Annotated in this window: 21 protein-coding genes and 1 pseudogene; 5 read left to right on the plus strand and 17 right to left on the minus strand. The window is 43.3% G+C overall.

Going from position 1 to position 22,772, the window contains the following annotated elements; all coding sequences use genetic code 11:
* Positions 1–78 precede the first annotated feature (78 nt).
* Positions 79–1,524, minus strand: a complete 1,446-nt coding sequence (locus tag O3627_RS05425) for a glycoside hydrolase family 1 protein (RefSeq protein WP_312022693.1) — start codon at positions 1,522–1,524, stop codon at positions 79–81.
* 105 nt (positions 1,525–1,629) lie between these two features.
* Here O3627_RS05425 and O3627_RS05430 point away from each other — a divergent pair, with 105 nt between their 5' ends.
* Positions 1,630–2,502: an AraC family transcriptional regulator gene (locus O3627_RS05430; protein WP_125382054.1), complete on the plus strand. Its 873-nt coding sequence runs from the start codon at positions 1,630–1,632 to the stop codon at positions 2,500–2,502.
* Between the two features lie 120 nt (positions 2,503–2,622).
* Here O3627_RS05430 and O3627_RS05435 read toward each other — a convergent pair whose 3' ends face one another.
* From O3627_RS05435 to O3627_RS05480, 10 genes are all read right to left on the minus strand, one after another.
* The gene (locus O3627_RS05435) at positions 2,623–3,294 is read right to left on the minus strand and encodes a hypothetical protein (protein ID WP_125382055.1); all 672 of its coding nucleotides are present in this window, start codon (positions 3,292–3,294) and stop codon (positions 2,623–2,625) included.
* Positions 3,295–3,383: 89 nt separating this feature from the next.
* Positions 3,384–3,584, minus strand: a complete 201-nt coding sequence (locus O3627_RS05440; protein WP_125382056.1) for a RhtB family transporter — start codon at positions 3,582–3,584, stop codon at positions 3,384–3,386.
* Positions 3,585–3,758: 174 nt separating this feature from the next.
* Complete coding sequence (locus O3627_RS05445) at positions 3,759–5,141, minus strand: CapA family protein (RefSeq protein ID WP_061602600.1); 1,383 nt, start codon at positions 5,139–5,141, stop codon at positions 3,759–3,761.
* Between the two features lie 162 nt (positions 5,142–5,303).
* Positions 5,304–7,235 carry a beta-glucoside-specific PTS transporter subunit IIABC gene (locus O3627_RS05450; protein WP_343092044.1) on the minus strand — a complete coding sequence of 644 codons (1,932 nt, stop codon included), beginning with the start codon at positions 7,233–7,235 and terminating at the stop codon, positions 5,304–5,306.
* A 274-nt stretch (positions 7,236–7,509) separates the two neighbouring features.
* Positions 7,510–8,781 carry a TRZ/ATZ family protein gene (locus O3627_RS05455; RefSeq protein ID WP_125382058.1) on the minus strand — a complete coding sequence of 424 codons (1,272 nt, stop codon included), beginning with the start codon at positions 8,779–8,781 and terminating at the stop codon, positions 7,510–7,512.
* A 137-nt stretch (positions 8,782–8,918) separates the two neighbouring features.
* On the minus strand, positions 8,919–9,611 hold the full coding sequence (locus O3627_RS05460; RefSeq protein ID WP_002898357.1) for a methionine ABC transporter permease: 693 nt from the start codon (positions 9,609–9,611) through the stop codon (positions 8,919–8,921).
* Positions 9,611–10,678, minus strand: a complete 1,068-nt coding sequence (locus tag O3627_RS05465; RefSeq protein ID WP_343092045.1) for a methionine ABC transporter ATP-binding protein — start codon at positions 10,676–10,678, stop codon at positions 9,611–9,613. Before O3627_RS05465 ends, O3627_RS05460 begins: the two co-directional genes overlap by 1 nt.
* Before the next feature lie 249 nt (positions 10,679–10,927).
* A complete protein-coding gene (locus O3627_RS05470) occupies positions 10,928–11,800 on the minus strand; it encodes a MetQ/NlpA family ABC transporter substrate-binding protein (RefSeq protein WP_002896572.1) in 873 nt (290 codons plus the stop codon).
* A gap of 158 nt (positions 11,801–11,958) precedes the next feature.
* Positions 11,959–12,894 carry a peptide-methionine (R)-S-oxide reductase MsrB gene (msrB, locus tag O3627_RS05475; RefSeq protein ID WP_002901472.1) on the minus strand — a complete coding sequence of 312 codons (936 nt, stop codon included), beginning with the start codon at positions 12,892–12,894 and terminating at the stop codon, positions 11,959–11,961.
* Between the two features lie 162 nt (positions 12,895–13,056).
* Complete coding sequence (locus O3627_RS05480) at positions 13,057–13,995, minus strand: dihydroorotate oxidase (protein WP_011836470.1); 939 nt, start codon at positions 13,993–13,995, stop codon at positions 13,057–13,059.
* 351 nt (positions 13,996–14,346) lie between these two features.
* Between O3627_RS05480 and gdhA the strand changes: the two genes are divergently transcribed.
* The 3 genes and pseudogenes from gdhA to O3627_RS05495 all read left to right on the plus strand — a co-directional run.
* Complete coding sequence (gdhA, locus tag O3627_RS05485) at positions 14,347–15,693, plus strand: NADP-specific glutamate dehydrogenase (protein WP_002901476.1); 1,347 nt, start codon at positions 14,347–14,349, stop codon at positions 15,691–15,693.
* A 30-nt stretch (positions 15,694–15,723) separates the two neighbouring features.
* Entirely contained in the window at positions 15,724–16,209 is a 486-nt protein-coding gene (locus tag O3627_RS05490; protein ID WP_002901477.1) for a GNAT family N-acetyltransferase, read from the plus strand.
* Between the two features lie 15 nt (positions 16,210–16,224).
* A pseudogene (locus O3627_RS05495) lies at positions 16,225–16,371 on the plus strand (NADP oxidoreductase); the annotation flags it as partial.
* A gap of 89 nt (positions 16,372–16,460) precedes the next feature.
* On the opposite strand, the gene O3627_RS05500 reads toward O3627_RS05495, so the two are convergent.
* The 6 genes from O3627_RS05500 to O3627_RS05525 all read right to left on the minus strand — a co-directional run bounded on the left by O3627_RS05500 (position 16,461) and on the right by O3627_RS05525 (position 21,408).
* On the minus strand, positions 16,461–17,105 hold the full coding sequence (locus O3627_RS05500) for a TetR/AcrR family transcriptional regulator (RefSeq protein WP_002901479.1): 645 nt from the start codon (positions 17,103–17,105) through the stop codon (positions 16,461–16,463).
* Between the two features lie 16 nt (positions 17,106–17,121).
* On the minus strand, positions 17,122–18,126 hold the full coding sequence (locus O3627_RS05505; protein WP_002901481.1) for an NADP-dependent oxidoreductase: 1,005 nt from the start codon (positions 18,124–18,126) through the stop codon (positions 17,122–17,124).
* A 260-nt stretch (positions 18,127–18,386) separates the two neighbouring features.
* The gene (locus tag O3627_RS05510; protein ID WP_002901482.1) at positions 18,387–18,755 is read right to left on the minus strand and encodes an EXLDI protein; all 369 of its coding nucleotides are present in this window, start codon (positions 18,753–18,755) and stop codon (positions 18,387–18,389) included.
* 62 nt (positions 18,756–18,817) lie between these two features.
* Complete coding sequence (locus O3627_RS05515; protein ID WP_002901483.1) at positions 18,818–19,720, minus strand: DUF2268 domain-containing protein; 903 nt, start codon at positions 19,718–19,720, stop codon at positions 18,818–18,820.
* A 173-nt stretch (positions 19,721–19,893) separates the two neighbouring features.
* Positions 19,894–20,523, minus strand: a complete 630-nt coding sequence (locus O3627_RS05520; protein ID WP_343092046.1) for a DUF4352 domain-containing protein — start codon at positions 20,521–20,523, stop codon at positions 19,894–19,896.
* 21 nt (positions 20,524–20,544) lie between these two features.
* Positions 20,545–21,408, minus strand: coding sequence for a mechanosensitive ion channel family protein (locus O3627_RS05525; protein WP_002901485.1), 864 nt, complete (start codon positions 21,406–21,408; stop codon positions 20,545–20,547).
* A 143-nt stretch (positions 21,409–21,551) separates the two neighbouring features.
* On the opposite strand from O3627_RS05525, the gene sstT reads away from it, so the two are divergent.
* The gene (gene sstT, locus O3627_RS05530) at positions 21,552–22,769 is read left to right on the plus strand and encodes a serine/threonine transporter SstT (protein WP_125382067.1); all 1,218 of its coding nucleotides are present in this window, start codon (positions 21,552–21,554) and stop codon (positions 22,767–22,769) included.
* Positions 22,770–22,772: the final 3 nt, after the last annotated feature.

Consider the following 22,772-nt stretch of genomic DNA (forward strand, 5'->3'; position numbering starts at 1 on the left):
TTCCCATCTTAAAATATTAAAAAACCAAGCCAGATAGGACTTGGTTTATTTTATAAGGAGCTATTTTGTTTAAGTCATTCAATCCTGATAGAGACTGTCTCCATTCGTCGCAATGACTTCTTTGTACCAATCAAAAGATTTTTTCTTGTAGCGGGCTAGAGTTCCGCTACCGTCATCGTTGCGGTCAACGTAGATAAAGCCATAACGTTTGCTAAGTTCTGCCGTGCTGGCTGAGACTAGATCAATACAGCCCCAAGTCGTGTAACCTAGCAGTTCTACGCCATCTTCCAGAGCTTCTCCTACCTGCTGCAAATGCTGTTTGAGATAATCAATGCGGTAGTCATCTTCAACCGTTGGACCATTTGGACCATCCACCAAGACATCCTTGGCACCGAGACCATTTTCCACGATGAAGAGAGGCAGTTGATAGCGGTCATAAAAGCTATTTAGCACTAAGCGCAGGCCGACTGGGTCAATCTGCCAACCCCATTCTGAGCTAGCCAGATGAGGATTTAGGATACCACCTAAAAGATTGCCTCGGCCGGAAGAATAATTTTCCGGATCATGGGCCGCAACTACACTCATATAGTAGGAGAAGGAAATAAAGTCTACAGTATTTTCAGCCAAAAGCTCTTTGTCTCCCGGCGCAAACTGAATCTCAATCCCATTCTCCTTGAAGAAACGATTGATATAGGCTGGATATTTTCCACGCACATGGATATCAGAGAAGAGATAGTTTTGATTTTCAAATTCCCGTGCTGCCAACACATCTTCAGGTTTAGGTGTCATGGGATAGGCCGGCATGGCGAGAACCATACAGCCAATCTTAAAATCAGGATTGATCTCATGACCAATCTTCGTTGCTAAGGCAGACGCCACCAGCTCATGATGGACCGCTTGATAGAGGTCCTGCTTGGATAACTCTTCAGCTGGCGTGGCAATGCCGCCACTCATAAAGGGCGCATGGAGAACAGAGTTGATTTCATTAAAGGTCAGCCAATACTTGACCTTGTCCCTGTAGCGGGTAAAAACCGTGCGAACATAGCGCTCGTAGAAGCCAATCAAATCACGGTTGGCCCAGCCATTGTATTGACACGCCAAATGCAGGGGCGTTTCATAGTGAGACAGGGTAATCAGCGGCTCAATGCCATATTTAGCCAGTTCATCAAAAAGATTGTCATAGAATTGCAGACCAGCTTCATTGGGCTCCTGCTCGTCTCCATTTGGGAAAATCCGAGACCAGGCTATGGAAGTCCGATAAACCTTGAAACCCATCTCCGCAAAGAGGGCAATGTCCTCCTTATAACGATGGTAGAAATCAATCCCTTCTAGCTTGAGATTATCTGGTGTCGGCTCCTCGGTAATCAAAGGATTGCAATCACCTGGCTTGGCTGGCACTCCGCCTTTTGGAGTCACATCCTGAACAGACAGGCCTTTTCCATCCATATTATAGGCACCTTCATACTGGTTGGCTGCAGTTGCACCGCACCAGAGGAAATTCTGCGGAAATTTACCCATTTGCATTTTCTCGCTTTCGTTTTTTTTATATTTATATTATAATAGTTGTCAAACATATTTTCTAACACAATTATCTTAATAAATTGTACTATTCTATGAAAGAGTGTCCCCATGATTGATTTAGGCCAACTACATAAAAATACCGTTTTTAAAAACCAAGGAACCCCTTATTCTCTGACCCGCACCATCACTGAAAATGGTCATCCAGATATTCTTTTCCACTGGCATACCGATGTTGAAATGATTTATGTCCACGAAGGAAAAGCACAATTTCATATTGATGACGACTACTTTAACAGCGAAAAAGGTGATATTATCCTGATTCGCCCCAATGCCCTGCACTCCATCCACCCCATCAACGACGAGCGTCATTATATGGACGCCATTAATTTCCATCTGGATCTGATGGGCTACTCTGCCATGGATCAGGCCAGCATCAACTACTTGCAGCCCCTCTACAATGGCCAGTTGGACTTGACTCATGTTATCAAGCCTACGGATACAGCCTATGCCGAGATTCGCCAGTACCTCTTAGCAGCTATGGAAACAGGCTATTTCCGCAAATCTCACTACGAGTTTCAGCTCAAAGCCCAGCTTAACCAGCTCTTCTACCTGCTCTTTGAGAATGGCTATGTCATTTCCAAAGACCTATCACCAGAAGGCTACCGCAAGGAAGAAAAGATTCGCTCCATCATCGACTACATCAATGCCCATTACCAAGAAGACCTAAATATTGACCAATTAGCTGGCATCTGCGGCTACAGCTCCACCCATTTCATGAACTTCTTCAAGAAGCATCTGGGCGTTTCCTGCATTGAGTACCTGATTCAATTCCGCCTGCGCAAGGCAGCCGAACTCCTGCAGCACTCCAATCTCTCTGTACTGGAAATCTCCAGTCAAGCAGGCTTTAATAACCTGTCCAACTTCAACCGCCAGTTCAAAAAATACTACCAAATGACACCAAGCCAGTATCGGAAGAAATGAAGCTCTAAAATAGAAAATAAAAAACGAATACCTGCTAAGCTAAGTGAACTTGGAGGTATTCGTTTTTTGTAATGCTAATATTATAAGAAGGATAGAAACAGCACCATGTTTTGTAAGATATTATTCTATATCTCGGTCCCTACCTTCTGAGCCATAGACTCTGTGATAGGCTTTGACATAAAAAGATATGGGTTTATCTGATTCGTTTTGGACAGTGATATCTTGATCACTGTCGCTTACACTAAAAACAAACGCTCTATTTTGGGTAAAGTTGACATCAATGCTATAGTTTTCGTTAAACTCAACACCTAAATCGGATAAAGCCTGTTCGTTTGGGATTGTTATCCCCCCATCCTTTTCATTATAGTAGTGAACAGACTTTTTTTCTGCATCATAGATATACTCATTTTCACCTATCTGCTCTCTCAAATAAGAATCGTATATTCTAATTTTCCCATCTGTTTTATCTTTAAATTTTAAAACACTGACTCCTGAACCCTTTATTAGGTCAAGATAAGGCTTTTTAATCTTTACATAAACAGCTTCGCCTGGCTTTAATTTGACTAATTGATAGGAGCCGCCATGATCTTCTCCGCCAAAATAAACCAGATTCCAAATCAAAGTTCCCAAAAAGAGTAGACTAATCACTTTCCCATAAATGCTTTTGTAGAAAGGTTTCTTTATACAGATATAAACTATCCATGAAACGATAAAAACAACAAAGATAAATAAGAGTGGTAAAAAGTGAATTAAAAAGTCTATTAAAAGAAAAAGTTGTTCAAAAAAATTCATATTTCGCCTTTCTTTAATTCTCAATCAATATTTAGTTTCAGCAAACAAGGATAAAGTTAGTCTCTATCATTTCATTTGGATTGTTCTCCTTACGAACTCATCATTTCTATACTAGCAAGTTCAGCAGGAGATTGAAGAGCCCCAGCCAAAGGATAGCTAGCAGCAAATTGCGGCCCTGCTTTTCCTTGAAGAGATTTCTTCTCAGAAACAGGCAGAAAATCAACAAGACCAGGGAGCACACTAGCAACAAAAACAAGATAAACATAGGTATAAGATACAAAAGCAACCACAAACCAAAATACATTTCATTTTATTTCCAATAACATAATAGACGAGCTCGAAAGCGGTCAGTTTCATTCATTAACAGTTCTATAATCCTTTTTAATTATAACAAAATCTTAAATTTCAAAATAGCAAAAACCAGATTGGTAAATCCAATCTGGCTAAAATCATATTCAAGCAATTTATTGCCCCGGCCAATTCAGTCCAACATGAGAATTCATTTCCTGATAGGCGGTATCAATCCGTGCTCTGGTTTCTTGATCCAGTTTGTCTCGATACTTGCCACCTTCGACAAAATCGTCCAAAATCCAGGTCTGGTAAGTGTATAAAGGTAGACCGTCTGCCGAAGTAGTGCCCTTTTCAACTCGGCTGACCCAGCTCGGATGAGCCTGGGCACTTTTTATCTGTGTGCCCTTTGGTGTCTTTTCAATGGTAACATCCATCAGCACTCCGCGCTCGGTCCAATGAGCATTTTCAATTCCCTCCATAGTTTCGATGCGCTGATTGGAAATGAAATTCCCCATAGAATACATGATCAGCTTCTTCTGGCCGTCATTCTCTAAAATCTCTGCCGGCTGAACCACATGCGGATGCCCTCCAAAGACGATATCTGCTCCCCAGTCAACCATTTTATGGTAGAGGGTCATCTGCTCCTCTGTCGGCTCCAGCTGGTACTCTATCCCCATCTGAGGCATGACGACTGTAATATCTGCTTCCTTTTCTGCCCGCTCAATCTCGGCTCGCATCTTTTCTTCATCCAGATCGGACAGTCGATTGTCATAGTCTTCCTGACTGAGAAGCCCCTCCATGCCATTGTAGCCATAAGAGTAGGCTAGCAGTGCAATCCTAATGCCTTTTACTTCCTTTATCAAGAGCGGTGCCTGACTGCGGCTTTCATGCGGATAAACACCGACGGGAGTGATTCCCTCTTTTTCAAAAGCCTGAGCTGTAGTGAAAACTCCCTCCAAGCCAGAGTCTAAAATGTGATTATGAGCCAGATCCATCACCTGATAGCCAGCATCCTTGATTGCTGGAACTACGGCTTCTGGAGCATTAAAGAGCGGATAGCCATTCAAGGGATAGTCCGGCCGAATCGTGCCTTCAAAGTCCCCTAAGACCAAATCTCCCTGCCGAAGCCATTCCTTGGCATAGTGGAAATTCTCAGAAAAATCATAAGTGCCATCTTCTTTCTGAGCGCTCAGATAAAGGCCATCGTGATAAAGCAAATCCCCAGTTGCCATGATGCGAACCGTCTGATTCTGAGAGGAATCTGACTGCTGCTCTTTCTTACTAGGAGACAGAAAGGTAAAATCCTGCAAATGTTCTGACAAGAGGATTAAGCTGGCTGACAGCCCTACTACGGTCAAAAGCACTCCGACAAACTGGCGATTGCTAAGCTGTTTTTGAAAGATTTTGGGACGAGGAAATGGAAGTTCCTTAAACCAGTCCCGCCAAGCATGGTAAGCATCTACTAAAAGATTATGCTTTGCAACAAAACCCGATATCTTTTTCCAAAGTTCCTGAAAAAAAGTCTGAATCTTCTCCCAAAGAAATTTTTTATCCATCACATTTCTCCGCTTTTTCTTACTTGATAATAGTGCATCAACATTTACTATATTGTACTATTTTTACCGTCAAAAGGAAAGCAAAGCAAAAAGCAGGAGCGGGGAGAAGCATGCTACAATCTCCAAATTGCGGCACTTTCTCCCATTCTCCTGCTTCATTATCTATTTTTTCAATTCTAAGAGCTGATCACCAAGCTGAACTTCTCCTTTTGCAAGGACTTCAATCTGCTTATAATTGGCTGTGTTAGTAACAATGATTGGAGTTGTCACTGGATAACCAGCCTCCTTGATAGTATCGATATCAAAACTAAGCAAAAGCTGACCTTTCTTGACTTTAGAGCCTTGGACAACATGGGCTGTGAACCCTTTTCCGTCAAGGGCTACTGTATCCATACCAACGTGAATCAACAGTTCTGCTCCATCATCCGTAGCTAAACCAATAGCATGGTTGGTAGGGAAGAGCAGGCGAATGACCCCATCAGCAGGCGCTACTACTTCACCGACACTAGGCTCAATGGCAACTCCTTTGCCCATAGCTCCGCTGGCAAAAACTGCGTCCGGAGTGTCCTCAAGAGCGATTATCTCGCCAGCTAATGGACTGGTCACGACTTGCTCTGTAATTCCCGCTGAGACTGCTTCTTTTTCAGAATCTAAAGACTCAGCAGCATCTTTTTCTGACGGACTACCGAAAAGATTTGGAATCTTGACCAGCTGAGTCAGGCCAAAACCTAGCACAAAATTTGCCACAATAGCAATGAGGAAGTGAATCAAAGTCATGCTATTGCCAGCTTCGATAAAGGATGGAATAGCAAAGAGTCCCAAACCACCCATAACCTGCATTTTAACATCAAAGAAAGCCAGATAAGCACCAGTCAGAGCTCCAGAAATACAGGTCATGATGAATGGCAAGCGCATAGGGAGTGTGATCCCGTAAATAGCTGGCTCCGTTACACCAAAGAGAGCTGAGATGAAAGCTGGAATTGAAAGCTGACGAACCTTCTCTTCCTTGGTTCGCATCATGATGTTAATTAGAGCACCTGCTTGTGCAAAACAGATAGCAATAGAGGCAACCAGAATGACACCTGGACCCTTTTGAAGTTCCAAGATTGCTAGTGGCACCAAGCCCCAGTGAAGACCAAACATAACCAGAACCTGCCAAGCAGCACCAAGAACAATACCGTATAGCACCGGACTAAAATCATAGATACCTGTAAAGAGAGCACCAACCAAATCAGACGCCCAACTCATGACCGGACCGATGACCAGAAAGGCCAGTGGCACTGTAATTAAAAGGGTAAAGAATGGTACGATAAAGACTTTGACAACATCTGGAATGATTTTTTTAAAGCCTTTTTCAATCTTGGCCCCAACCCAAACAGCTGTAATTACTGGAAGGACCGTTGACAGGTAGCTAGATGCAGGGAAGATAATAGGAAGACCGAAGAAAGTCGAGAAAATCGGAGACTCGATAGGTGTACCTGCAAAAAGTGTATAAAGCGGTTTTTCTGCTGTAAAACTAGCAGCGATATTTGGATAAACCAAGGCAAAACCGATAGCCAAAGCCGTGAACTGATTCATCTTGAAACGTTTAGCAGATGTAATAGCTAAAATTAAAGGAAGAAACTGGAAGATACCATCACCAGCTGCATTGAGAACAACATAAGCACCATCTGTTTTGGCAACGCCTAAGGCTGCCATAATGGCTACCACACCTTTTATCATACCTGCTGCTGACAAGGTACCAAGCATAGGCTGGAAGAGACCAGATACGAGCGCAATGAAGCGGTCAAACAGATTTCCTTCCACAGCATCATCGTCTGCATCAACACTGCCCTCACCAGAAATACCAGCAACCTTGAGCACAGTTTCGTAGACATCAGGCACATGATTGCCAATAACAACTTGATATTGACCACCAGCCTTGACAACCGTTACAACTCCGTCGCGCTTCATCAGATAGTCTGTATCTGCCTTAGATTCATCCTTTAGAGAAAAACGCAAGCGTGTCACACAGTGTACCAGTTTTGTGATATTATCCTTGCCACCTACATGGGCAACAATATCCTGAGCTAATTCTGTATAGTCTTTAGCCATAATGGATCCTCCTTGTATTTTTTAGGTTAGCAGTCTGTTCCTATTCCCAGAAAATAGGGCACGAAAAAAACCTAAACACACACCAAATAGAAAGCAAGAAACTGCTTCGTATCTCGTATTTGCTTAGGTTTTGCCTGCTTGACCAGTAACAATCCATAAGTCCATTATATCAGAAGCCAGAGAAATTGCAAGCGTTTTCTGAATAATTTGTAGAATTTTATAAAAACAAATGGAAGCAAGGCTTGTTCCTCACTTCCATTTTAAGCTTTTACACTTACACAAAATTTCCTACATCAACGGTCAGCACTTGGCCATTTCGGACAACCTGCTGCCCTGCAATGTAGACATCCTGAACATCGCTGCCCTTGACCGCGTATACTAGATGCGACAGCATATTTTCCAAAGGATAGAGATGAAGCCGTCCCTTAGGCTGAATGACAATGAAATCGGCTTGCTTGCCCGCTTCCAGACTACCGATTTTGTTATCCAATCCCAACGCCTTGGCTCCTTCAATAGTCAAAGCTTTCAAGGCCTGCTCAATCGTAAACTGGGTTGCATCGCCTGCCCGCATCTTCTGAAGGAGAGCAGCTGTCCGGCCTTCTTCAAACATGTCCAGATTATTATTGGAAGCGACAGAGTCTGTCGCTAAGCCAACGGTCACCCCAGCGGCTAGTAAGTCGGTCACCGGAGCTACACCGGAAGCCAGCTTGAGGTTGCTGATAGGATTGTGGGCGATGCTGACTGGTGAAGCCGCCAAATCCGCAATCTCTGACGGATTCAGTTCAACTCCGTGAGCAAAAATTGCTGGCTGCTCCAAGTAGCCTAGGCCTTTCAAGAAAGCCAGCGGCCGTTTACCATAACGCTCCAGTATGATTTTATTTTCATCCTGTGTCTCCGCCACATGGATATGAAGCTTCAAATCCAGTTCACGCGCTAGCTCAAGACTGCCCTTGAGCAAAGCTTCATCACTGGCATAAGGCGAATGAGGCGCCACCATGACCTGAAAACCTTCATCGTCATAGGAGAGAATTTTCTCAATAATGGCACGAGTACGAGCCAGAGTCTCTTCTGCAGTTTCCGCCTCTGAGCTAAAGAGGGTTGGTGAGAAATAGCAGCGCATACCGGACTGCCGCACAGCCTGATAAATCCGGTCAATATCCACTCCCTGAGGATTATACATGTCGTTAAAAGTCGTTGTTCCTGACAGCAGCATTTCAGCCAGAGCCAGCTGGACAGCCTGGGTCGTTAAATCCGCTGTGAATTGACTTTCTGCTGGCCAAATATAATCCTCCAGCCATTCATGCAGATTGCTGTCATCACGAATCCCGCGCAGCAAGGTCATGGCCGAGTGAGTATGACAGTTGACCAGCCCTGGCATAATCCAAGCACCTTCATAATCTACTCTTTCACTGCACTTCCCTAGCCAGTTTTCTTCATAGGGACCACAGTAGGCAATGCGGTCGTCCTCAACCACTAGCAGCCCGTCCCGGTAAACATGAAATGCGCTGTCACAGGTCACCAGATTGACATTTGTATAAGCTTTCATCCGCCATATCCTCACTTTCCCAACACTTGGTTTCAAAAGATTTTAGCTATTATAACAAGCCTAATCTAATTGTGCAAGTCTTTTTATAAAATTATGGCATAAAAAAGAGCCCCAGCTAAGGCTCTAGTTGTCAATCATTATCTATGACTAATCTTCCGTGTCAGGAAATCCCCAACAAACTGAATAAAGAAGATGAGCAGCAAAATAAGAATAGTCGCAAGAATGGTCACATCATGATTGAAACGCTGATAACCATAAGTCAGGGCAACATTTCCTAGTCCACCAGCTCCAATCGCTCCGGCCATAGCGGTCTCACCAACCAGAGAGATGAGCGTAACAGTCGTCACCCGAATCAAGTCCGGCAGACCTTCCCGCAGGTAAACACCGACAATGTCCCAGAAAGTTGCTCCACTAGCCTGCGCCGCCTCAATGACTCCTCGGTCTAGTTCGGATAAGACCACCTGAACCTGACGGGCAAAGAAAGGAAAAACAGCCAGTGAAAGAGGCACCAAGGCAGCAGTCGGTCCAATCCCAGTTCCCACAATAATCCGAGTAAAAGGATTGATGAGGGCTAGGAGAATGATGAACGGAATAGCCCGGAAGATAGAGGTAACCTTGTCCAATACGAAAAAGACAAGTCTATTTTCCAAAATACCTCTCGGCCCTGTCAAGACAAGCAAGAGACCTGCGATAAAGCCTAGAATCCCTCCGATAAAGAAAGGAATGATAGTCATATACAGAGTCAGGTAAATAGCTGTTCCCCAGCCAGCCTGCCCAGACCAGCCCATTCTATAAACATTGGGCATAAATTGTTGAATCAGCTGTAGCATTAGTTACTCCCTTCTTTCAAAACATGCAGCTCTACTCCTGCTTCGCGCAGACTTTCCTGCACCGCCGCCAGTTGCTTGGTCTCTCCAGATAAGATAACGACCATTTCTCCGACTGGTACATGGTCTAAAATCTCAATATTGGCGTGAAGAATATTGGCAGATATGTGATACTGCTTGTAAATATCGTTTATAATGGCTGTGTCCGTCACCACACCTGAGTATTTCAGGTGGGCCAGAATGGAATTTTCCGGCAGGTTTTGCACAATCTTTTGCTGATTGATTTTGATCATGGCCTCATTGATACCCGTTGCAGTCGTAATGAAGTCTTGGGTCAGCTCATTCTTGGGATTAGAGAAAATATCCAGAACTGAACCTTCCTCAATCAGCTGACCATTCTGCATAACGGCTACCCGGTTGGCAATGTCCTTGACAATCTGCATTTCGTGGGTAATGAGGACAATAGTCAGACCCAATTTTTGATTCAAATCCTGCAATAGAGCCAGAATCTGCTTGGTGGTCTTAGGATCCAGAGCAGATGTGGACTCGTCCGAGATTAGGATTTTGGGATCATTGGCTAAGGCCCGTGCAATGGCCACCCGCTGCTTCTGACCGCCAGACAGCTGGGCAGGATAATTGTCCGCCCGATCTGCTAAGCCTACCAAGTCCAAAAGAGTGTGAACTTTCTTCTCTTTTTCAGCAGCTGATAAAGGTGAATGCTTAAGCGCAAAAGCAACATTTTCCTTGGCTGTCATCTGAGCCATGAGGTTAAAATGCTGGAAAATCATCCCGATATCCTTACGCTTTTGACGTAGCTGAGCCGCAGTAAGCTGAACCTGATGATGATCATAGAAAACCGTATCATCCACCGTAATCTTACCGGCAGACGGCACCTGCAGCAAGTTAATGACACGAACCAGAGTAGATTTTCCGGCACCAGAATAACCTACAATTCCATAAATATCTCCCTGATTAATATGAATGGTCACATCTTCTACGGCCTTAATGTTTTGCTTTTTTTGATTAAAAACGACATCAATGTGATCCAATTTGATAATTTCTTTGCCCATAATTTCCGATTCACTCCTTGATTTGTCCAATATGTGATGTATCCTCTGTAGCCTTTTAGTTTGATTTCCGTCTGTCGCTCGACTAGGGAAATGTAAAATCATAAGTTGCAATCTGTACCAACCTAGCTCAAAGCTAGATACTGTTCAAACTAAATGACCCTAATAGCAGACAAAGGGCTGGAGAAGCTAATCTCCGCCCTTCTTAATCATTTCATTTATTCAATACAATGACCTTCTGCCGGTAAAAAATTACCAAACTGGTTGATCCATGCCATCTGATGATTCTTCGATAACTTTTTTCACTTCATCAGTGTGGTAAGCCTTGATAATTTTTTCAATTGCGTCAGCCTTGTCTGATTTCTTCCAATCTGGTTTCGCTGCAATCAGGTTATACCATTGTTTTGAGTTTTCATTGGCTTCTTCTTTGAAGAGGGCCTTCTTGTAGTCAATACCTGCTTCGCGGACGAAAGTATTATTGACAACTGCAGCATCTGCTGAAGTCAGAGAAGCTGGTGTTTGAGAAGCATCCAACTCAGAAATTGTCAGATTCTTCTTGTTTTCTTTGATGTTGGCAACAGTCGCAAGTTCCTTACCTTTAACATCAAGCTTGATCAAACCAGCTGATTCGAGAAGATAAAGAGCACGACTCTCATTTGTCGCATCATTTGGAACGGCAATCGTACCATTTTCTGGGATGTCTTTCACATCTGTGTATTTATTTTTGCCGTCCTTTGTACCAGAGTAGAGACGAATAGGTGCGATATAAGTATCCGCAACAGACACAAGGTCTGCTCCCTTCTCTTTATTCCAGTTTTCAAGGAAGTTGTAATGTTGGAAAGCGTTGATATCCACATCACCGTCAAGTAGAGCTTGGTTAGGCTGAGAGTAGTCGGTAAACTGTGTATACTCTAATTTAACGCCTGCATTTTCTTTGTCAAGAATCTCTTGAACCTTGTTCCAGCGCGCTTCTTCTGTATCACTCAGGCTCATTACCCCAACCTTGACGGTTACAGGTCCGTCTGCTGATTTGCTCTCCTTACTAGAAGAACCTCCACAAGCTGCCAAACCCAAGGCTGCAAGGCCAACTAAGCCTACTGAAAAGATTTTTTTCAAATTCATCATTTATTCTCCTTTAATGGATAAAATTCTAAATCTTCTATTTTATAAGATTACTTCTCATTTTACCATGTTCAAGGAGACTTGGCTTATATAAATAATTTATCACCGTGATAAAAAATTTATATGACTGATTGAAGCATTTGAGTTGATTTTATGCCCTTTTACTGCATGAAGGTCAGCAGATAGCCATATCCTTCTGCTTCCATTTTCTCTTTTGGAATAAATCGCAGAGCTGCTGAGTTGATACAGTAGCGCAAGCCGCCTGCTGCTTCTGGTCCGTCTGTGAAGACATGCCCCAGATGGGCATTGCCAGAACGGCTGCGCACTTCAATCCGCTCCATGCCAAGACTCTTGTCTTCATAGTATTTTAGAACATCTCTGGCAATCGGCCGGCTAAAACTAGGCCAGCCGCAGCCAGATTCAAACTTGTCTCCAGCAAAAAAGAGGGGCTCACCAGTCGTCACATCTACATAAATTCCTTCTTCAAAAGTGGCATTGTAGGCATTATGGAAAGGGCGCTCTGTCGCACTATGCTGGGTCACCTGATACTGCTCTTCCGTCAGCTGCTCTTTTAGTTCCACATCTGTAGGCTTCTCGTATTGGCCTGGATCGACCAAGGGCTGATAGGCATCATTGACATTGATATGGCAGTAGCCACCAGGATTTTTCTTGAGATAATCCTGATGGTAGTCCTCAGCTAGGACATAGTGGCGCAAAGGCTCTAGCTCAACAGCAATCTTTTGTCCCAGCTGCTTTTCCTGCTCAGCAAAGACCTGCTCAATGACCGCCTTATCGGCTTGATCCGTATAGTAAACGCCCGTCCGATACTGACGCCCCACATCATTTCCCTGCTTATTGACCGACAGAGGATCAATAACTCGGAAATAATAGAGCAGGATTTCCCGCAGGCTGACTCGCTTTTCATCATAGATTAGATGAACTGTTTCTGCATGGTCCGTCTGGTGAATCAGCTGGTAGCTGGTTGTTTCTACTTGTCCATTGGCGTAGCCCACTGTCGTTTCCTCCACACCCTCAATGCGAGAAAAGTACTCTTCCAAGCCCCAGAAGCATCCGCCTGCTAAATAAATTTCAGCCATAAAAACACCTCATTTCTTTGCACCTATTTTCTCATAAAAGAAGTTGAAATTATAGCAATTTGATTAGAACTTTCTTCAAATTGATATGAAAAGCTGGGTCTTAATGACAATCAACCCAGCCATGTTCTTCATTTCAAATCACTACAACTCTTGTATAGAAGATTACTCCTCAATATACTTCAATTTCCCTCGGAAATCTTCCAGGTTTTCATAGCCTTTTTCTTCCATAATAGCCTTGAGTTCTGTGGTGATACGCTCGAAGGCTGCCACTCCTTCTTTATGAAGGGTTGTTCCTACCTGCACCATACTGGCTCCACAGAGGATATGCTCAAAGGCATCTCGCCCCGTCAGGACACCACCAGTACCAATGATTTGGATTTCCGGTTTCAGACGTTGGTAAAAGGCATGGACATTGGCCAGAGCGGTCGGCTTGATGTACTGACCTCCGATACCTCCAAAGCCATTTTTCGGACGAATGACCACTGACTCATCTTCTATATAAAGACCATTTCCGATAGAGTTTACACAATTGACAAACTTGAGCGGATATTTGTTAAAAATCGCAGCGGCTTGGTCAAAATGCACGATGTCAAAATAAGGAGGCAGCTTGATACCCAGCGGTTTGGTAAAATAAGCAAAAACCTCTGACAAAATCTTTTCCGTCGTTTCAAAGTCATAGGCAATCTGCGGCTTGCCAGGGACATTGGGGCAGGAGAGATTGAGCTCAGTAATGCCTTTAAAGTCACTTGCCTGCACTTTCTTAAGAATGGTGTGAGTTTCTTCTGGCGACATACCGACCAAAGAGAGGAAGAAAGCGCGATTTGGTTCGCTTTCCTGGAGTTCCAGCAGGTAGTCAAGATAGTAGTCCAAACCATTGTTGGGCAGGCCCATGGAGTTGATAGACCCCAGCGGAACATCCTGATAGCGCGGTTCTGGGTTTCCCTGACGAAATTCCAGTGTCGCTGTCTTGGTCACAAACGTTCCCGCAGCAGAATCTTTGACTTCTGCCAGTTCCTCTTTTGTCATGCAGGCAACCCCAGCTGCATTCATCAGGCAGTTGTCAAATGCAAAACCAGCAATCTGTGTAGATGTCGAAACCATAGTAAAACGCTCCTTTTTTTCTGAAGGCGAGTGCCTTTAGCTCATTTCCTCTATTATATCACCAAACTCCACTTTTTCGTTTTTTAAACCGGCAATTCCTGACTAACGTTCGGAAAACATCCCGTTCGCTTGACTATTTTCTGGAATGTTTCAGAAAATAAATTGTGGAAATTTTTAGAAAATTCAACTTTTTTCTTTACAAGAGAAAAAAAGTCTGCTATAATGTTCCATGTAATAAAATATGACATCTAAAAGATGCCTGTTTTAAAAATTTAAACACATCCTCGTCACACAAGCTGCAAGCAGCTTCCGACAGGATGGTTTACTATTTTATTTAAAGGAGAATGACAGATGACAACTGCTAAAGAATATATCCAAAGCACTTTCGAGACCGTAAAAGCCCGCAACGGACACGAGGCAGAATTCCTCCAAGCTGTTGAAGAGTTTCTCAATACTCTGGAGCCCGTTTTCGAAAAACACCCAGAATACATTGAAGAAAACATCCTAGCACGTATTACTGAGCCTGAGCGCGTTATCAGCTTCCGTGTTCCTTGGGTAGACCGCGAAGGCAACGTACAAGTCAACCGTGGTTACCGCATACAATTTAACTCAGCAGTTGGCCCTTATAAAGGCGGACTTCGTTTCCACCCAACTGTAAACCAAGGTATCTTGAAATTCCTCGGATTTGAGCAAATCTTTAAAAATGTATTGACTGGACTGCCAATCGGCGGTGGTAAAGGTGGATCTGACTTTGATCCCAAAGGTAAGACTGATGCTGAAGTGATGCGCTTCTGCCAAAGCTTTATGACAGAATTGCAAAAACACATCGGTCCATCTCTTGACGTTCCAGCTGGTGATATCGGTGTCGGCGGACGTGAAATCGGCTACCTCTATGGCCAATACAAACGCCTTAACCAATTCGATGCTGGGGTCTTGACTGGTAAACCCCTTGGATTTGGCGGCAGCTTGATCCGTCCAGAAGCAACAGGATACGGCTTGGTTTACTACACAGAAGAAATGCTTAAAGCTAACGGCCAAAGCTTTGCTGGCAAGAAGGTGGTTATTTCTGGTTCTGGTAACGTAGCCCAATACGCTCTTCAAAAAGCAACAGAGCTTGGTGCAACTGTTATCTCTGTATCTGACTCAAACGGTTATGTTATCGATGAAAACGGTATTGACTTTGATCTCTTGGTTGATGTTAAAGAAAAACGCCGCGCTCGCTTGACAGAATATGCTGCTGAAAAAGCAACTGCTACTTACCATGAAGGTTCTGTCTGGACTTACGCTGAGAAATATGACATCGCTCTGCCATGTGCGACACAAAATGAAATCAATGGTGACGCAGCTAAACGTTTGGTTGCTCAAGGCGTTATCTGTGTATCTGAAGGTGCCAACATGCCGAGCGACCTGGATGCTATCGCAGTTTACAAAGAGAATGGTATTTTCTACGGACCTGCCAAAGCTGCCAATGCTGGTGGTGTAGCAGTATCCGCTCTGGAAATGAGCCAAAACAGTCTTCGTCTGTCATGGACTCGCGAAGAAGTTGACGGCCGTCTCAAAGACATCATGACAAATATCTTCAACACAGCTAAAACAACTGCTGAAACTTACGGACTTGGCAAAGATTACCTAGCTGGTGCTAACATTGCTGCCTTCGAAAACGTAGCAAATGCTATGATTGCGCAAGGTATTGTTTAACTAGTCGATACATCCTATCGGAGGACTATCATGAACTTACGGCCAATGGAAGTGAGAGACAATCCGGCTGTAGCGCAGCTCATTCGAGCCAGCCTAGAAGAATTCGGACTTAACAAACCAGGAACTGTCTACTTTGATTCTCATCTAGATCATTTGGCCGACTATTATCAACAGCAAGAGAGGGCAGCTTACTTTGTTCTGGAAGATGAAGGTCAACTCGTTGGCTGTGGTGGCTTTGCACCTGTGTCTGATAAGATTGCTGAATTACAAAAACTGTATGTCACTAAAAATAGTCGTGGCAAAGGTTATTCCAGCCGGTTGATAATGCGGATATTCCAGGAAGCCCGTCTAGCAGGTTATGAACAGCTTTATCTAGAAACTACTACTGAACTGGCTACGGCCGTGGCCATCTATCAGCACTATGGTTTTACATCACTGCAACAACCACTTTCTAACGCTGCCGGCCACCCAGCTATGAATATCTGGATGATAAAATCCCTCTCATCAGATGAATAGATGTCAGTATACTCTGGCCATCTCAAGGACATCATGACAAACATCTTCAACACAGCTAAAACTACTGCTGAAACATACGAAATTGTCAAAGACTACCTGGCTAGTGTTAACATCTCTACCTTCGAAAACGTAGCCAATGCTATGGTATTGTTTAAGATTCTTTGCTCAATCCTCAATCACAACGATTGGGGATTTTTATATTGGTTTCAAAAAAGCTCACTATTTTTAATAGTAAGCTTAAAAATCAAGATTTATTTTACTTCTACTAAGGCAGAAGATAGGCAGTCAACAATTTCGTTTACTGCTTCATCTATGTTCACATCTTCCTTATCATTCAACATCATTGGAATAACATAAGAAAGACTCAAGGCTAGAATATAACGAACGATTCTTTCATTTGACCAATCTCGGATAACACCATTTTCTTTAAACTGATTCAGAACTGGACTAATTGGCTTAATGATAGAGTGAACAATAACATTCCCTAACTGATCAGAAATATTTTTATCAATAAAAGAACGACTCAAGAGAATTTTAACTTTCATTTGATTCTCCTGAATGAAAACTAGTCTATCTCGAACAATGCTTCTCAAAAACACTGGAAAACTCTCTTGGTTTGCTGTAAATTTCTTCTCAGAAAAATCAGCAATCACATCTGGAATAACTTGTTCGAGAAAAGTTGACAGAATAGCTTCTAATATTCCTTCCTTGGTTTTAAAGTAACTAAAAACTGTCCCCTCTGAAACTCCAGCCTCCTTGGCAATAAGGCTTGCTGTTGTATTCTCAAAACCAATTTCTGAAAATAGCTTTAGACTTGATAATAATACTTGACGTTGTTTTAAACTCAAGTTGCTATTTTCTAATGTCTGAGCATACTTTTGTTCTAAACTTTCCATTGCTGGCACCTCTCTGCTACTCTCTTACTTTTACAACTTTCTTACCTCGAGTGTGTCCCGACTTCAGACCACGATATGCCTCTCTAACAGACTTTAGAGAAAAATCATAAACCTGATCAATATTCAGCCGAACCTTCCCATCTGAGACCATTTCCGCCAGAGTGTTCAAATCATCATATGTGGAATGTCTCGGACCCGTGAACTGAGCTCCTCTTATCATAACATATGGTGAAGGTACTAGCGTTCCAATATCCGTGCCCTTCAATCCCAAACTGAAAGCTAATTTAACATAATCACTTCCATAGCAATCCAAGAATTTTGTAATCGGCTTTGGACTTGCTGATAGAAGAGCATTCTGGATGTTCTCTTCGTAAGCTACTGGTATAGCACCTAAAGACTTCAGATATTCTGAATTCTTCTTACTTGCAATTCCGATAACTGTTGCACCCTTAGCAACTGCATACTGTACTGCAATACTTCCAATACCACCTGCCGCTGCTGAAATAACCACAATATCTTTAGAACTTAACTCAATTTTTCTAAAAGCACCTCCCACTGTTAGAGAAGCTACCCCCATAGTAGCAGCATGATTCATATCAATCATATCTGGTTTCGATACGATTTCCGATTCATTGACACAAATTTCTGTTGCCAAAGCTCCCCTCTTGGTTCCCAATCCAGGGTCACTGATCATTGTACCAAAAACCTTGTCCCCTACTGCAAACCAACTTACTCCTTCACCGATTTCTGTGATAACTCCAGCAAAATCCCGACCAACACCTCTTGGAAAAAGAGATGATTTTGACTCAAACCAACGACTTGGCTTCCTTAGTTTCGTCATAAAAGATAGAAAACGAAGTGGCTTTGCACCCTCAAAAGTCTTATAATCAATAGGATTTAAACCAACTGCATAAACTTCTACCCTAACTTGATTCACTTCCAAAACATCAGATTTAATGTTCACCAAATCTAGTACTTCTTCATCACCGAAATGACTATATTGTATTGCTTGAACAACCATTTTATGAACTCCTTTACTTATTCATAAATTGAGTGAGTACTCAATCATTTTCTTGATTGTACGCTTATTCTTCAAAGATGTCAACTATAGTATTCCCACAACTTCTAACTAAGTTAGCTGTTCATGATAAAAATGGATCCAATTTCAGTATCTTGGTAAGTAAAAAAAAACTGCCGGTTCAATAGCTCTATATTTCCTCATGAAAGATTATTAAACTATAACTTAAAGAAATCCGACTGCTTTTATAAGCAGTCGGATTTTTATATATCTAATTTTTCAAAAAATTTGCCTACTACCTGCTTTTCTTTTAGCTTCTCTAACAACTCATTCTCCAGAAAAGGACTTAGTTCGTCAAAATCTTGGCAAACCTTAAAGACAGTTTCTCTGTCCAACTGGCCATAAGCTAGTTCGTAATAATCCTTCTTATGGTGCCAGTTCTGGTCATAGTTGACATCTGTCTGTTGATAGTAAACAATGTTTTGCTTCGGTGTCAGGTAAATCTTCTGCGTCAGAATGCTTTTCTGATCTTTGGACAGCTTGCTGCGGCTGAAAATCTTAACACCCTGAAAAATCTTGCGCTCATGGATACCTTGATTTGTGACTTTCAATTCTATTCTTTTATAATGCATACTGATACCTCCAGAAATCACCTACATTATATCAAGTTTTGACAGATTTTCAAGTAAAAGTGTCATTTCCAAAAGTCTTTAGTCGCCTCTAAAATCTCTGCCGTCGGTGTTACTGTGGCCTCAATAATGCTCTTGCCAGTCTTTTTCAGATAAGCTTGTATCAGATGATAGCCATAAGCATAGCCTGCAGCATAAGGCATTCCAACTGCTATTTGACCTTGTATTTCTGCAATTTCATCACCGTAGAGATAGGGAGCCATTTCCGCCATCCCCGTTAGCTGAAGCTGACTGGAGATGATGGGTTTAATCTCTTCTAATTGTTCTGGACTGGTTGAAGTGACCCAAGGTCCGATGAGCTCCTTGCCATAGAGCTCAGCAGCAAAGGACTCTGCCAATCCTTCACTAACTACCCAGTCTGCTAGTGTCGTCTGCTGGTTCCATTTGATAAATTGGAAGCGGACATTATGGTTGCACTCGTGGGCCAGAGCTGCCTGAATACGTGGCAAAGTATAGTCATTCGGTAGCATACTAAGCATGAGGTAGCCTGGAATTCCACCATCTCCGCTGTAACCCTTATTGAGCTGTAGCATGAGCTTTTCTGGATTGCCTAACAAAATAGTAAAATAGTAATCCTCAACCTCTAAATCATAGCCAGCTTGCTCAAAAAGACCGATACTCCTCTTGATGGTATCTTGACAATTTTGCCAGAGTTGATCAGAGCTCAGAGCATCAATAGCCGGTCTATCCTTTTCTGACAGAGTAGCAGGGAGATGATTCATAAAGCCAAGTAGGAAAAGAGCATCAAACCCTCCGGGATACTTCGCTTTCAGAGGAATGTGTTGTGTTCGATATTTTGTTGCAAAAGGTGCTAATATTTTAGCGCGAAAACAGCCTTCTCTCTTTTCTAAAGGCAGCTCGAGCATCTCTTGATAAACCTTATCTGAACGAATGATATTGATTTGCATGGTAATCTCCTTTTCTAATTTTCACCAGTATACACCCTCCTCTAAGGTCAGAGTCAAGAAAAAGATTTGAAACTTTCGCCTCAAATCTTCTTTTATCTATACAGTTTGCTGCTTCCACTTTCAAATCTAGTGCGGAAAGTAGCAAAGACATTAAAGTAATAGGATGATTTTCCCTATTGCTCCTTCTTTTTCTCTTGCTTTGTCTTGTTTTTCTCCTTTTGCCACTTAGCATTGTCGTAGGTCACGGTATAGGTATCCTCATCGCCGCCTTCCCCATCAAAGATTAGGTCAAAACGGACAGACTTGCCTGGCGCCAGATTGGTGCCGATTTGTGTATTGTCAAAGGTTGAGCCATCCAAAATATAGACATTTTCCTTCTTGTCATAGAGTCCAAAATCATAAGGACTAACCAGAATGGGCTTTTTAGAAGTATTTTCAACCGTGATAGTCGCAACGACAGCTACTCCTGTTGACTCATCGCTCATGACTTTCTTGTTGTCTTCCACTGCCGAATGAACAGTCACCTTGAGTCCACTGGAAAATTCAACTGTTTTCTCAAAAGCATGGCTGTTATAGGACTCTAAAGGCGAGTTATGGTAGCCTGTGAGAGACTTGAGATGGTCATTTTCCTCCATAAGGCCAATCGTAGTGATGACGAGGAGAATGCTGAGCAAGGCCAGAAGAAAGATGATAATACCAGACACCAGAGCTGCCCAAAAGAGCCCCTGCTTGTGGAGAGGACGTTTTAAACGGTAAACACGATTGTCCTCACTGACAATTTCCTGCTGAATTCGCTGATTCATATGGACCTTTCTAATCAATAATTACTTGCCTTTTGTAAGAGGCCCAAGCGTCGGAAGTTCAACCCCCTCTCGCAAAAGCGCTTCATGGTAAAGGCGGTAGAAGATATGGTAAATAGAAACCTGCATGCCACCTTGTACGATCATGCTGATACGGAAGTTGAACTGGCCATTTGAAGCCATCTGCGGCCCCAAGACATCCGGTTCCTTGAGAATCTCTGGATGTTCTGGCACTGCTTCTTCATTGACCTTGGAAATGATGCGGTAAATCTCGTCTAAATCCGTCTGGGCATAAATGGGAATGTCAATCAGAACACGCATGTCTCCACGAGACAGATTGCTGACAACCATGATATTGCGGTTGGGTACAAAATGAAGCGTTCCGTCCGCGTCCCGCACTTGTGTCGTCCGAATCCCTATACTGATTACTGTTCCAGCGATGTTGATAGGACCGTTAGTCAGGCGGACATTGTCACCGACATCTAACTGTCGCTCGAGAAGAATAAAGAAGCCATTGACTAGATCTGACAGGAAGCCCTGAGCTCCCATCCCAATGGCCACCCCGGCAATTCCCGCACCAGCCAAAAGACTGGAAACCGGCAGACCCAAGATGGATAAAACCCAGTAAATCAAGAGGAAATACAAGACATAATTAAGCAGATTCTCAATCAGCCGAGTAATGGTTTTCTGTCTGGCTACATCCTGCTTGGATAGCTTGAGAGAGGGAGCAATGATCTTGGTCACTGACAAATGCAGGATTTTCTTAACGATGTAAAATAAGATAAAAAGCAGAAGTAAAGAGACCAGCTTGGAAAAAAGGTCATCTGCAATCTTGCTCCAGTCAAACTGCTGGATATAACGGGAAAAGACATTTCCGGTCTTAGACATAGGCTACCTCCAAAAAGATTACTACCATTATACCACAAAGACCAATCTGCATGGACATAGAATGGTTAGCGTGACCTAGCATTGCTTTCACCCCCTTCCTATCGTATAATAAAATAAGTATCTAAGACAAGAAAGGAACTTACATGGTCCATCGCTTCATCACTATTTGGAATAAAACCAATCTAATCAAGCGGATTTCCATTGGTATTGGCATTGGTGTCCTGCTGGCTGTCATCTTCCCCCAAGCACAGGCCATTGGACTTCTGGGCCAAATCTTCGTTGGCGGCCTCAAGGCCATTGCTCCGCTCCTAGTCTTCGCTCTGGTGGCAAACGCCCTGTCTCAACAGCAGAAAGGGCAAAAGAGCAATATGAAGACAGTCATCTTGCTCTATCTTCTGGGAACCTTTGCGGCTGCCCTGGTCGCGGTTCTGGTCAACTTCTTCTTTCCCATTAGTATAGAGTTGGCTTCTTCCTCCCAAAAGGTTTCTCCGCCAGACGGAATCGGACAAGTCCTCAGCAATCTTCTGCTTCAGCTGGTGGACAATCCCGTCAACGCACTCATCACCGCTAACTATATCGGTATCCTTTCCTGGGCTGTCATCTTTGGGATTGCCATGCGAGAAGCTAGCCACCACAGCAAGGAACTGCTGCAGACCTTGGCAGATATCACTTCTAAGATTGTCGAGTGGATTATCAATCTAGCCCCTCTCGGTATTCTAGGCCTGGTCTACACGACCATTTCCGGGAAAGGCTTCCAGGCTCTAAAAAGCTATGGTGTCCTGCTGCTAGCCTTGATAGCCAGCATGCTGATTGTCGCTCTGATTATCAATCCTTTGATTAGCTTCATCATGCTGCGGAAAAATCCCTATCCCTTGGTCTGGCGCTGCTTGCGAGTCAGTGGTGTGACTGCTTTTTTCACGCGCAGCTCAGCGGCTAACATCCCCGTCAACATGAAACTCTGTCGGGATCTGGGGCTCAATCCAGAGACCTACTCAGTCTCTATTCCTCTGGGGGCTACTATCAATATGGCAGGGGCTGCTATTACTATCAATACCCTGACCTTGGCTGCTGTCAATACGCTGGGTATCCGGGTTGACTTTGGCACAGCTCTCGTTCTCAGTGTCGTAGCAGCAATTTCTGCCTGTGGGGCTTCCGGTGTAGCTGGCGGGTCTCTTCTGCTCATTCCAGTCGCTTGCAGCCTCTTTGGGATTTCCAATGATTTAGCCATGCAGGTAGTCAGCGTCGGCTTTGTCATCGGTGTCATTCAGGACTCCTGCGAGACAGCCCTCAACTCTTCTACTGACGTTCTCTTTACAGCTGTGGCCGAGATGAGCAACTGGCCAAAAGAAAAACGCTATTAATTT

The sequence above is a fragment of the Streptococcus sp. 27098_8_82 genome, from assembly GCF_041431615.1.
Lineage (GTDB): Bacteria > Bacillota > Bacilli > Lactobacillales > Streptococcaceae > Streptococcus > Streptococcus sanguinis_K.